The organism is Kitasatospora sp. NPDC001309, from assembly GCF_042896295.1.
Lineage (GTDB): Bacteria > Actinomycetota > Actinomycetes > Streptomycetales > Streptomycetaceae > Kitasatospora.
The window spans coordinates 1-12,728 of record NZ_JBIAXC010000021.1 but is presented as its reverse complement, the minus strand read 5'-3'; the positions used below and the strand labels follow the sequence as shown (position 1 = coordinate 12,728).

Here is a 12,728-nt window from a genome sequence, read left to right as displayed (position 1 = left end):
CCGCGAGAAGAGACCTGCACGCCGTCCCCGGTTGGCCCGGAGACGCTGAGACCGGAGGCGGCCAATGGCGCCTCCGGCTCGGCCCGGCGGCTGGCCGTCACTCCTCGAACGCGAAGATCATCCAGTGCCAGGCGGCGTTGTCGCGGCTGGTGTCGAGCTCCTCGACGATGCGCAGCCCTTTCATCCAGCGTCCGTCGCCGTGGAACTTCGCCAGGCAGGTACAGGTGAACTCCGCGGCGCGCCGGCAGGAGGGGGTGCAGTTGTCCTTGGGGTTGTACTCGCGGCCGAGGATCCCCGAGAGGTCGCCGAGGTCTGCGGAGGTTCGAAGCAATTTGCCGATCAGCTCGGCTACCACTGGCCCGAACGTCGACGACGCGCTCGGACCGCGCGTGAGGCCGAGAACATATCGGGCCAGGTATAGGTGTTATCCGCCAGTGAACGACCAGGCCGCCGAGCTCGGCGGCCTGGTCCTGGCCGCATCGGCGCCGAGAGTTACAGGTGGCTGCCGGCCCCGTACCGGTCGGGGCCGAGCCGGTGCAGCTGGAGGTAGCGGTCGGCGGCGGCCAGGGCGGCCGGGCCACGCTTGGCGGCCGCGGCCAGCGTCATCCCGGGCTGGCCGCCCCGGTAGACCAGCACCTGGGCCCCGCCCTCCTCGGGCAGTTCGGCGGGCAGCGGTCGAGGTCGTAGCCCGGCAGCCAGTCCTCCGGCTGCTGGCCGGGTACCAGGGCGCGCAGGACCCTGGCGGTGCGGACCAGGGGCCCTCGCCCAGGATCACGAGCATCAGGTCGAGTACGTGGTCGTCGTAGGGACGGACGAGTCGGCCAGGCCCAGGCGGCCGCCGCCGCGCAGGAACAGCAGTCGCAGCACGTTGGCGGCCAGCAGTGGACCCTGGCCGCCGGCGTGTTTGCCCGGTGCCGCGCCGCCGTCGGCGACCGGGGGCCGAAGGAACGGATGACCCGGCACGTTCCTGGCCAAGATCCGGCAGGCCCTGAGCTGTTTGCAGGGAACGAGTGGCATGGGCCCGCGGCGGGCCCATGCCACTATCTCGTGCTTCTACTCTTCGTTGGCTGTTCTGTCGTCGGCCATCGGGGGAGTGGTTCAGGCGGTGGTGGCGAAGGTCCAGCCGGGCATGGTTTCCCAGGTGAGCCACTTGTTGTCGCGGTAGGTGGCGCGGGACATGGTGCCGTTGGTGCCGGTGGCGAAGAGTTCGAGGGTGTTGGTGTAGGCGTTGTAGGTGGCGGAGGGGGTGCCGGAGAACTTCCAGTCGCTGATGGTGCTCCAGCCGCTCCACTTCTTGGTGTCGGGGGCCCAGTAGGCGTGGCCGAGTTGGCCGTTGGTGCGGACGGCGAAGAGTTCGACGGAGTTGGCGGCGGGGTTGTAGACGGTGGTGGGGGTGCCATTGAACTGCCAGTCGCTCATGGTGGTGACGTCGTTCCAGCGGGAGCCGTTGAGGCTGTAGCTGTGGGCCATGGTGCCGTTCGTGGTGGTGACGAAGACCTCGGCACTGTTGTTGGCGGGGTTCACGACGGCGGTGGGGCTGCCGGTGACGGCGGGGCCGCTGATGACGCCCCAGTCGCTCCAGGACTTGGTCTTGTTGTCCCAGTAGCGGTGGCCGAGTTCGTTGCGGCTGGTGGTGTCGAAGAGCTCGACGGCGTCGGCGGCCGCGTTGTAGACGGCGGTGGGGGTGCCGTTGAACTGCCAGTCGCCGTGGGGGCGGACGTCGTCCCAGGGCTTGCCGTTGTCGCTGTAGGAGTGGGCCATGTAGCCGTCGGTGGTCAGGGCGAACACCTCGGCGGTCCGGTTCGAGGGGTTGAACACGGCGACGGGGTTGGCCTTGAGGTTGGAGATGCCGGCCAGGGCGGCCCAGCCCATCCACTTCTTGGCGTCCGGGTCCCAGTGGTTGCGGCAGAGCTTGCCGTCCTTGCCGACGGCGAAGAGCTCGAGGGTCTTGGTGGCGGGGTTGTAGACGGTGGAGGGGATGCCGGCGAACTGCCACCTCTCCAGGGTCGACCAGCCGCTCCAATCCTGGTTCTCGGTCTTGGAGTTGTAGGCGAGGACCCCGTCGGTGCCCAGGGCAAAGATGTAGGCCGTCTTGGTGTCCGGGTTGTACACGGAGTTCACGACGGCGGAGGAGTAGTCGACCTTGACGCCCCATGCGGACACGGTCTGTTGGATCCATCCGGCGATGTCGTCGACGCGGGTGCTGTAGGCCCCGGTGCGGGTCTCGGAGGCGGGGACCCCGAGGCAGCCGCCCTGCCAGGAGCGTGAGGCCACCGCGACGAGTTCGGTCTTGCCGTTGGCCTCGCGGATGGTGGGGGCGCCGGTGTCTCCCTTGCAGACTGCGGCACCTGCGGTGCCGGTGATGCCGATCCCGCCCGCGCTCACGGTGTCCAGGGTGAAGGCGTTGGTGTGGGGCTTGTCCGGCACCCACTCGTCCTTGGTGCGCCCGTAGCCGTTCACCCGCACGCTCTGCCCGGCGGTGGGCGTGGTGGTGGCGATGGGGAGCGGGGTGATGCCGGTGACCGGGGTGGCCAGGCGGGCCATGACGAGGTCGCGGTCCTGGCGGGGCGCCAGCTCGGCGACGTCGGCGCTCTTGCCGGCGATGGCCGCGGTGGTCTTCCACTTCGGCGCCCCGGCCGCGAGCGCCTGGGGCTGGGCGGGGTCGTCGGCGAAGCAGGACGCGGCGGTGAGCACCCAGTACCGGTCCACGAGGGCCCCCGTGCAGGCACGCACGTTGTCGCCGATGGCGAGCCGGGCGGTGTAGGCATAGGAGCCGTCGGCCGCCGAGGCTCCGGCCACGGCGCCGGCCGGAGCGGCGAGGAGCGGGGTCAGCACGCCGGTGACCACGGCGACTGCGACCGTGTTCGTGCGCCAGGAGCGGGGCGAAGGCTGGTGAGACATTGCTTGGAATTCCCGTCAGATGAATGGGGATTGAAAAGGCGGGTCAGGCGGTGACGTGCCGGTCGGGGCCCAGTAGCCCAGGCCCTCGCCACCGCGCCCATCCGTCCGCGGCCGGGGCGGCCAGCGGCCCGGCACCGAGTTGGACCGGCGAGGCGGCGGAGCAGCGGGAGTAGGACCGCTCCTGGGTGGGGGTGGGCGAGTTCGCCTGGTCCCCTGTTCTGGAGACCGTCTCCGATGGCGTCCTTGACCGCCGGATCGCGGGCGGGCAAGGACGGGTGTCGGGGTTGTTACGGGAGCTTGGTCCAGGGGCTCCAAGCGGAGGTGCCGGTGGTGTACCAGGCGTGGTAGACCTGCTGGTCGTCTCCGACGGCGATGGTCTCGACGGTGTTCTTGTCGGCGTGGTAGAGCGTGGTGGGAACGGTGGCGAACTTGCTGGGGGCCACAGGCGCGACGGGGGTCCAGGAACTCCAGCCGGTGGAGCCGGTGGTGTACCAGGCGTGCTTGATCTGCCGGTTGTCGTCGAGTGCGACGACCTCGATGGTGTTCTTGTCGGCCTGGTAGACGCTGGTGAGCGCGGTGAAGGTGCCAGCGGCGATGGGCTGGAAGTTGCTCCAGGTCCAGGTCGCATCGCTGTACCAGGCGTGCTTGATCTGCCGGTTGTCGTCGAGTGCGACGACCTCGATGGTCTTCTTGTCGGCCTGGTAGACGCTGGTGAGCGCGATGTACCGGCCGGGGGCGAGGAGCCGCCACGGGGTCCAGCCGGTGGCGCCGGTGGTGTAGTAGGACTGGTAGATCTGCCCGTCGTCGCCGATGGCGTAGATCTGGCTGGTGCGGCGGTCGCCGACGTACTGGGCGTTCAGCGTGGTGAACTTGCCGGGCGCTACCAGGGTCCAGCCGCTCCAGGAGGTCTCGCCGGTGGTGTACCACGCGTGCTTGATCTGCTGGTCGTCACCGAGCGCGATGACCTCGATGGTGTTCTTGTCGGCGTGGTAGACGGCCTGCAGGGGGCCGATGACCTTGCCGGGGGTGAGGAGCTGCCAGTCGGCCCAGGTGCTCGAGCCGGGGGCGTGCCAGGAGTGGTAGACCTGCTGGTCGGTGCCGATCGCGAAGACCTCGGTGGTGTTCTTGTCGGCGTGGTAGACGGCGGTGGGGCCGCTGACGAACTCACGGGGGGCCAGGAGCTGCCACGGGCTCCAACCCGTGCTGCCGGACTTGAAGGACGACCCGTAGATCTGCCGGTCACTTCTGAGCCGGAAGACCTCGGAGGTCTGGGCCGCCGGCTCGTAGACCGTGGCCGTACGGTTGTCCGGCGTCAGGGTGAGAACCTGCTGGATCCATCCGGCGATGTCGTCGACGCGCGTGCTGTAGGCCCCGGTGCGGGTCTCGGAGGCGGGGACCCCGAGGCAGCCGCCCTGCCAGGAGCGTGAGGCCACTGCGACGAGTTCGGTCTTGCCGTTGGCCTCGCGGATGGTGGGGGCGCCGGTGTCTCCCTTGCAGACCGCGGCACCTGCGGTGCCGGTGATACCGATCCCGCCCGCGCTCACGGAGTCCAGGGTGAAGGCATTGGTGTGGGGCTTGTCCGGCACCCACTCGTCCTTGGTGCGACCGAAGCCGTTCACCCGCACGCTCTGCCCGGCGGTGGGCGTGGTGGTGGCGATGGGGAGCGGGGTGATGCCGGTGACCGGGGTGGCCAGGCGGGCCATGACGAGGTCGCGGTCCTGGCGGGGCGCCAGCTCGGCGACGTCGGCGCTCTTGCCGGCGATGGCCGCGGTGGTCTTCCACTTCGGCGCCCCGGCCGCGAGCGCCTGGGGCTGGGCGGGGTCGTCGGCGAAGCAGGACGCGGCGGTGAGCACCCAGTACCGGTCCACGAGGGCCCCCGTGCAGGCACGCACGTTGTCGCCGATGGCGAGCCGGGCGGTGTAGGCATAGGAGCCGTCGGCCGCCGAGGCTCCGGCCACGGCGCCGGCCGGAGCGGCGAGGAGCGGGGTCAGCACGCCGGTGACCACGGCGACTGCGACCGTGTTCGTGCGCCAGGAGCGGGGCGAAGGCTGGTGAGACATTGCTTGGAATTCCTGTCGGAGGGGAAGACTCGGGGGCTTGGGGGCGTCAGCCGGTGACGGTCAGCTCGACGACGTTGGTCGGGGCGCTGCCGAGGCCCTCGCCGACGCCCTTGAAGCCGTCCTTGGGGACATCGAGGGTCTGTGAGGCGGTCCCGGCGGTGAGGGCGACCCGGACGGCACGGCCGCTGGTCTGGACCCCGAACACGTCGGGCAGCTGCAAGACAAGCGATCCCGTCGCGCCGGTGGCGGTGAAGCAGATCTTGTTGTCCGGGTTGCCCGGAGCGCGGGTCCAGACCTGGATCTGGCTGGGCTTGGCGCAGTCGCCGAGCAGGATGTGCCCGTCGCCGCGCACCAGCTTGACGCGGGTGATGGAAGCGGCGGCGGGGTAGCTGAAGTCCTCGACGGCCGAGGGCGCGGTGGAGTTGTCGGAAGGTGGCGGCGTGGTGTCGGCCGCCGCGAATACGGTCGCGCCGACGAGAGTTGCGGCAGCGGCGACGGCGATGGCTGGCCACCGGCGCAGTGCCGCATGGCCCGTCTTTCGCGCCTTGGCGAGGGGGGTGTGGATCACGTGGGCTCCATGGGGAAGGGTGAGCTGGGCTCTCTGGCGGGGGTCAGCCGATGACGCGCAGTTCGAGGAGCGCGGCGGGTTTGCCGGTGCCGGTACCGCTGCCGATTCCGACGCTGGCGCCGCCAGAGCCCTTGGCGACGTCGATGGTCTGGGAGACGCCCTCGCTGGTGAGCTTGGCGCTGACTGCGTAGTCGTCCGTCCGGATCCGGATCACGTTCGGTACCTCCATGGTGAGGTAGCCGGTGTTGGTGGTTGCGCGGAAGCAGATCTGGTTGCCGCTCTCGTTGGGCAGGTCCATGCTCAATATCTTGATCTGATCGTCGACGGCGCAGTCGGACAGCAGGATGTGGCCGTCGCCGCGCAGCAGCTTGACGTTGCTGAACGGGGCCGAACCCGGGTAGCTGAAGTCTTCCACCACCGGGGGCGCGGCCGAGTTGTCCGCTGGAGTGGTTCCGGCGGAAGCGAGTGCGGTGGCGCCGAGCGTCGCCGCCAGGGCGACGGCACCGGCGGCAACCCGCCAGCACACAGGGTTTGCCATAACTATCCCTCTCTTTTGATCACAGATTGCCTGACGTGGCGAATGTAAAAGATCTTGATGAGCTGGCCTACCTTGCCCATCAGTCATCACTCCTGATGATTCGTCACAAAATTATTGGGCGGCAGATTGGATCCCAACCCCCCCTTTGAATCTCGGGCTGAATCCGCCCCATCGAACCAGAAGGACCAAGAGTGCTACAACCGCGAACCTGTGGCTACCAGGATGAATGTCATGATTTATGTGGAACAATCCACCTGCCGGAGCCTCAGCCGGCCTCCAACTACGTCTCATGAACGGCAGGATGATTGCTCTCTGCATACCTTGAGAAGGCTGGTCAGCATGCTTACTGTTGTGGCGTAATATCTGGGTAAACTCCCCGTCGTGGCCGAGACTCGGCCGACGTTGAAGGGGAGGTTTTGGTGTACCACTCGATATCCCGCTCACGCCGGGGTGGGAGGCGGGACAGACCGCTGCTGGGCAGGCTTTTCCTGAGCCTGCTGCCGATCGCCATGGTGACCGGCCTGCTGGGAGCCGGGCTGCCCGATGCCGTCGCCGCTGAACAGGTCGGCGAACAGGTCCAGCTGAGTGACCGTGAACGAGTGCTCCGGGCCTGGCTCAAGGGCGGCCCCAGTGTCCACACGCTCGCCGAGGTCGCGCTCGCCGGCGACGACCGGGACGTGAAGCGGTTCCTGGAGAACGACCTTGCCGGAGCGGAGCACGCCGACGACCTGCTCGCGGCCACCCAGATAGCCAGCCTCGGAGGACCTAAGGTCCGTGACGCCGCGGGCAAGGCCATCGACGGCTCTGCGGCCGAGCTGAAGACTTTTCTGCAGAGCGGCTGGCAGCAGGCGCTGGCCGCAGACCAGCGCCTCTGGACGACCCGGATCATCGACCCCGCCACCGGGACAGGCCGCGGACTGCAAGCCGCCGGTGACGCCGCCCTGCGGGGCTCCACCGACGACGTCCAACAGTTTCTGACGGAGGGGCAGTTTACGGCCAAGGACACGGACGACCGGGTCAAACTCGTCCAGGTCCTCAGCGCCGGCGGCGCCAACACCCAGGCGGCAGCCAGGGTCGCGCTCAACGGCACGATCGAGGACGTCCGGGAGTTTCTCAAGGTCGGCCAGTACATCGCACAGAGCCGCGACCAGGAACGCGCCAGCATCGCACAGCTGGCCCAGCAGGCGAAGGACGCCGGGGCGCAGGCTGCTCAGGAAACCTCAGCGGCGATCGAGGCCAAGGACAAGGCGGTCTACAACTCGCAGAGGGCAAAGGAGGACGCTGCCCGAGCGGTGGCCGAGACTCAGGCTGCGGGCAGTGACACGGCCAAGGCCACGGCTGCCGCGAACAACGCGGCAACGGCTGCGGAGCGGGCGGGTGATGCGGCGAAAACGGCGATCACGGCCGCGCGCGCGGCCAATGCCTCCGCCCGCGCCACAGCCTACGCAGCCTCGAACGCGGCCGCCGCCGCAGCCGGGGCCCAGCGGGCCGCTGCCAGGGCCCGAACGGCCGCTTCCGCCGCCGCCGGTGATGCAAGCAAGGCCCACGAGGCCCGAGTGGCCGCCGATGAGGCGGACGCGGCGGCAAAGCTTGCGGTGGATGCGAAGGCAACGCTTGTCGAGGTGAAGAGGGCCGCCTCGAACAGCAAGGATGCGGCCGGAGCCGCCACCAGCGCCAGGGGCAACGCGGACGCTGCGGCCGGTTCCGCCTCCCAGGCCGGTGCCTACGCGGACAGCGCCGGCGGCCAGTCTGCGAAGGCCAAGCGCGCCGCGGAGGCGACCCGCCGTCAGGCCGCGGAAGCAGGTCGTGCCGCCACCGCCTCACAGAAGCTGGCCGGCGAAGCCGCTGGCCAGGCTGAGGCAGCGATGACCTTGCTGACCTCAGCCGCCACGCACGCCTCCGCAGCGGCCCAGGCCGCCCGGGATGCCGCCGACCGGGCCGGACAAAGTTCCAACGCCGCCCAGGAGTCGACCGACCACGCCAACGCGGCCTCCGGCTTCGCCACGGACGCACAGGCCGCGGTCGACAAGGCCGGCGACGTACAGGAGCTGGCCCGCCGTACGGAGGCCGAGGACCTGACCAACCGCACCGCGACCGCTGTCGAGACCGCCCGCAAGGCCAGCGCCGACGAGGCGGACAAACGAGCGGAGACCGACAAGGCCCGCCAGGAGGTCAAGAAGGCCAGAACCGAGGCAGACCGTCTCGCGCAGGCCGTCAGCCAGCCCGGTACCACCCCGCAACAGGTCGCCACCGACGGCCGTAAACTCGCCCTCCTGTCCCGCAAGATCTCCGGGACCTGGGGATCCGAGGCGGCCGAAGCAGCCCTGACCGGCCCCGACACCGCGGTCTTCTCTTACCTGAAGACGGGACGACGGGCGGGTGAAGAACACGACGCCCGCGAGCGCGCTACACAGATCTACACGGACTCCGAGAACCAGGCCGTCCGGGCCGCCGCCTACACCGCGCTCCAGGGTGACACTGCAACGATCGAAGCCTTCCTATCCGCCGGTCAGTACGAGGCCGCCGCGCCCAACAACCGGCTGACCATCACCCGCCTCATCGACAAGGCGGGCCCCGCTGTCAGGGCCGCGGGCGACGCCGCCCTGCGGACCAACACCCCCGCAGCGCTGCGCGACTTCCTCGACAAGGGCCTCGCCGACGCCCAGGCGGCGGACGACCGACTCACTACCACCCGGCTCGCCGACGCCCCAACCACTCAACCCGAGCTCAAGGCCGCCGCACGAACTGCGCTTGAGGCCCCCGTCCTCCAACTGCGCGCCTTCGTTGCCGAAGAGCAGTACACCGCCCAGCGCAAGGACCAGCTGACCGCCGTCCACGTCGCGGACGTCACCGCTCTCATCGCCCAGGCCACCGCGGCCGCCGCCACCGCGCAGAAGAACGCCGCGGAAGCCCAGCGCGTCGCGGCCATCGCCCGCGGGGCAGCCAACGAAGCCGCCGGTTTCGCCAACACCGCCCAGCAGTCCGCCAACACAGCGGCCGACCACGTCACCAAGGCCCAAACCGCCGTCGAAGCGGCCCAGACCAGCGCTACCAACGCCGCCCAGTCCGCCAAGAGCGCGAACACGGCCCAGGCCTCCGCCAAGCGGGACGCGGCCAGTGCCGTGAACTCGTCCAGGCGTGCCGCCCAGTCGGCGTCACTGGCGAAGTGGGCGGCGGCGAACGCCTACGAATCGGCCCGAGAAGCCCGCGCTTCCGCAATGGCCGCCGGCAAGGACGCCAGAGCAGCCCAGGACGCCGCCGACGACGCCCACGCCAACTACGAGGACAAACTCGCCGCGGAGGAGAAGGCCAGGCTCGCAAAGCTCGAAGAGGACCGTCAGAAGGCGGAAGAACTCCGCAAACTGCACGACAAGACACAGCAAGCCGCAGACGAACTGGCAGCCAAGCAGAAGCAGCACCAGGTAGCGGCGATCGAGGAGGAGATCAAGAAGCAGAAGGAGGACAACGACAGCCTCAATGCCCTCTACCACATCTTCTCCGAGAGCGTCCACCTCACCCTCGACATCATCGGAGGCGCCGGCGGAATGATTGCCCCCGGCCTCGCCGACATCGCCGACCTCATCAACTGCGCCTACTACGCGGTCGAAGGCCGTACCGCCGAAGCCATCACCTCTTGCATCGGCGCGATCCCGTTCATTGGCGACGGTGTTGCCGTCGCCAAGTTCGGCCAGTGGGCGAAGAAGTTCGGGAACTATGGCGACAAGGCCGCCGAGTTCATCAAGAAGCTGGTCACCCGAGTTCCCACGTCGTGCCCGACGATTCCCAACAGCTTCCCCGCCGGCACCCGGGTCCTCATGGGCGACGGCAGCAGCAAGTCCATCGAAGAGGTCAGACTCGGAGACAAGGTCCTTGCCACCGACCCGGTCACGGGCGACACGTCCCCTGAAACAGTCGAGCGGCTCATCCACTCCCCGGACGACCGCGATTTCACCGACCTGACCATTGCCGGCGAGACCAAGAGCGGCAGCCTGACCGCAACCGACCGGCATCCCTTCTGGGCCGAGAACAAACACGACTGGGTCGAAGCCGCCGACCTCGCCGCCGGCGACCGGCTGCGAACCCCTACCGGATCCACGGCGACGGTCTCGGAAGTCCGACACAGGACCGATCTGCAGGCTGCCTACAACCTGACGGTCGAAGAACTCCACACGTACTACGTCCTGGCCGACGAAACACCTGTACTCGTCCACAACGACAACTGTTTCGATCCCCTGGTTCAGGCCGCGAAGTCCAAGCTTCCGGAACGGAAGGACGGGCAATGGACAACGGGCTTTGCCAGAGGCGATGGCGGAAACAGGAACGGGTATAACCTGCAAAGCGGTATCGACAATGTGGATGATAAAAGGTTTGCCGACTGGGTGAATGCGAAGCTCAAGGAGGGAGGAGTCCCTTTGGGTAATGCCACCTCCGTGCGTGCCACAGACGTGGAGCAGAAGTTTGTGGCCAGGATGTACGAAGAAAACATCACGATGGCGGAACTTGCCATTAATCACAAGGGAGGCCCTTGTGACGATGCCCTGCTAGGGTGTGATGCGGTGCTTGACTATCTGTTGGGAGACAAGGACCTGCTGGTGCACTGGCCCGATCCGAAGTGCCCAGACGGCTGGCGGAGCAGGGCGTACGGAAAGAACAAGGCGACGTGGAAGCAGACATGCCAGTAGAGGGCATTAAGTCAAACTACAAGGTAATCCCTGTTGCGGGGGATGCAAAGAGCATTCAGGCCAGATACAGGAAGGGGCACGGAAAGAATCCAGTCGTTATCACCAGCCTGGATGAGGTGGATGCGTTCATCGACGATCTACTGGATGGCGAATCCGACTACAACACCCTTGCCGAGGTGTACTCGCAGGACCGGGAGGTGACAGCTTTGGGGTTCCCCGATCATCAGCTCATGGTCTGCGCAAGCAAGAGCCTCGGGCTCGGGCTCGTCTCTTACATGGACGCGAACGGAAACTTTACCTCCCTGGGATCACCGGAAACCCGAACCAAACCCACATACCACTTCGTGTGGAATACGACCCAGTTCGCCGACCATTCAGAGATTCCAATCCCTCTCCTGCGCCAAGCGGTGAAGGAGTTCCTCATCTCGGGCGGGAGGCAGCCGACCTGCCTCGAATGGCAGCCCGAGACCTTCGGAGCATAGACACCCGAAACTGATCCCCGAAGAAGCGGCTTAGCCGTCCGATCCGGCCTCCGCCCCGAACGGGCGGGGGCCGATCACCTCCGCCCCCGAAGGAACCCGACACCCGAGGCAGGCACCGAGCCGCCGAATCGACCGTCGAACGTATCGAACGTCGCCTCGCCCCTCACTTCTACCGCGCGCGTGCCGAGTTGCTGCGCCCCACCAGGAGGTGGTCACGGCGCTGGCGGGCCTCGGCGACGAGCGGGCCCTGCCCGGCCTGCTGACGGCGCTCGACACCGGCGTCGACGAGTGGCGGGCCGTGCGGGCCGCCGGTCACCTGCCCCAGGCCGCCGGGGAGCTGCTGCCGAGGCTGACCCGTCGTCTGGCCGACGCGGACTTCTCCTCGCCCTGGGGGTTGATGGGCGCGCTCGGCCGGCTCGGCGACCCGGCGGCCGTGCCCGCTCTCGTCACGGCCCTCAGCACGGCGGTCGAGCAGGAGCAGTGGCGCACCGCCGCCGCGGCCCTCCGCGCGCTCGGCGCCTTCGGCAGCGGTGCCGCACCCGCGCTGGGGACGGTCCGTCCGCTCGCCGACGCCGACGACCCGCAGCTGCGCTTCGCGGGGCACACCGAGAGGGACCCCGCCGATGCCGTGCCGCGGCTGACCGCCCTGCTCGACACCGACAGCCACGAGGCCGCAGACGCCCTCGGCCGGATCGGAGCGCCGGCCGCAGCGGCCCTGCCCCGCCTGCGGCAGCTGCTGGACGCCGGACATGCCTGGACCCGCACGCACGCCGCCGCCGCGATCCACGACATCGCCGGCCCGGCCGAAGCCGCCGTTGTCCTGCCCGTGCTGCTGCGGGGGTGGGAGAGCAACGACTCGACTGCCCGCCACGTCCTGGAGTGCCTGCAGCGGATGGGCCCCGCCGCCGCGCCCGCTCTGCCCCGGGTCCGCGCCGAACTCGCCCTCACCCGCCGCAGCGGCGGCTTCTTCGACGGCATCGAGTACGACGAGGCACTGCTGCGTGCCTGCCGGGCCGTCATCAGGCAGCCCGCCGGCCCCGGCACGCGCACGTAGCCCGGAACGGTTCCAGCTGGACGAGTAGAACCCCAGCTCGCCCGCGAGCGGCCCGGCCCCCTGATCCTCGCTGACAAGGGCTACGTCTCCGCCGAACCGACCGATTCCTCGACCAGTACGGTATCGGGCTGCTGCGGCCCTCCTACCGCGACCGGACTCCCGTCCTGGCGAGGGCCTGCCGAAGTCCGTCCGCCAGCTGATCGAGTCCGTCCACGACACCCTCAAGGGCCGGCTCGGCCTCGAACGACACACACGAGTCGGCCAGCGGCTGCTGGCGCTGACCTGCGCGATCTGGCACAACCGCACCACCGGTCGACCCGTCGCCCGCTCACTGATCGCCTACGACCACTGACAGTGAGGATGTTCATGAGCGGTTCCCGGGCAGGTCTGACTCAACCTCTGACTGACCTCGGGTCCTCAACCGGATCTGTCGGCCTCGTCCG

10 protein-coding genes are annotated in these 12,728 nt (G+C 68.7%); 3 read left to right on the top strand and 7 right to left on the bottom strand.

The features are described 5' to 3' along the window. Positions 1-97: 97 nt before the first annotated feature. From ACFY2K_RS21445 to ACFY2K_RS21415, 7 genes are all read right to left on the bottom strand, one after another. Positions 98-331, bottom strand: coding sequence for a hypothetical protein (locus ACFY2K_RS21445; RefSeq protein ID WP_380589821.1), 234 nt, complete (start codon positions 329-331; stop codon positions 98-100). 161 nt (positions 332-492) lie between these two features. Next, entirely contained in the window at positions 493-636 is a 144-nt protein-coding gene (locus ACFY2K_RS21440; protein ID WP_387713192.1) for a hypothetical protein, read from the bottom strand. A gap of 144 nt (positions 637-780) precedes the next feature. Then, positions 781-963, bottom strand: coding sequence for a hypothetical protein (locus tag ACFY2K_RS21435; RefSeq protein WP_380589827.1), 183 nt, complete (start codon positions 961-963; stop codon positions 781-783). 135 nt (positions 964-1,098) lie between these two features. After that, the gene (locus ACFY2K_RS21430) at positions 1,099-2,901 is read right to left on the bottom strand and encodes a trypsin-like serine protease (RefSeq protein ID WP_387713189.1); all 1,803 of its coding nucleotides are present in this window, start codon (positions 2,899-2,901) and stop codon (positions 1,099-1,101) included. A 287-nt stretch (positions 2,902-3,188) separates the two neighbouring features. After that, complete coding sequence (locus ACFY2K_RS21425; protein ID WP_387713186.1) at positions 3,189-4,961, bottom strand: trypsin-like serine protease; 1,773 nt, start codon at positions 4,959-4,961, stop codon at positions 3,189-3,191. A 46-nt stretch (positions 4,962-5,007) separates the two neighbouring features. Beyond that, complete coding sequence (locus ACFY2K_RS21420; protein WP_387713183.1) at positions 5,008-5,529, bottom strand: hypothetical protein; 522 nt, start codon at positions 5,527-5,529, stop codon at positions 5,008-5,010. Positions 5,530-5,572: 43 nt separating this feature from the next. After that, the gene (locus ACFY2K_RS21415) at positions 5,573-6,067 is read right to left on the bottom strand and encodes a hypothetical protein (protein ID WP_380589836.1); all 495 of its coding nucleotides are present in this window, start codon (positions 6,065-6,067) and stop codon (positions 5,573-5,575) included. Positions 6,068-6,486: 419 nt separating this feature from the next. Here ACFY2K_RS21415 and ACFY2K_RS21410 point away from each other — a divergent pair, with 419 nt between their 5' ends. The 3 genes from ACFY2K_RS21410 to ACFY2K_RS21400 all read left to right on the top strand — a co-directional run bounded on the left by ACFY2K_RS21410 (position 6,487) and on the right by ACFY2K_RS21400 (position 12,285). Then, entirely contained in the window at positions 6,487-10,749 is a 4,263-nt protein-coding gene (locus ACFY2K_RS21410; protein WP_387713180.1) for a polymorphic toxin-type HINT domain-containing protein, read from the top strand. Next, positions 10,728-11,231 (top strand): Imm1 family immunity protein, encoded by a 504-nt coding sequence (locus ACFY2K_RS21405; protein WP_380589841.1) that lies wholly within the window; start codon positions 10,728-10,730, stop codon positions 11,229-11,231. Before ACFY2K_RS21410 ends, ACFY2K_RS21405 begins: the two co-directional genes overlap by 22 nt. Before the next feature lie 208 nt (positions 11,232-11,439). Continuing rightward, entirely contained in the window at positions 11,440-12,285 is an 846-nt protein-coding gene (locus ACFY2K_RS21400) for a HEAT repeat domain-containing protein (protein WP_387713177.1), read from the top strand. Positions 12,286-12,728: the final 443 nt, after the last annotated feature.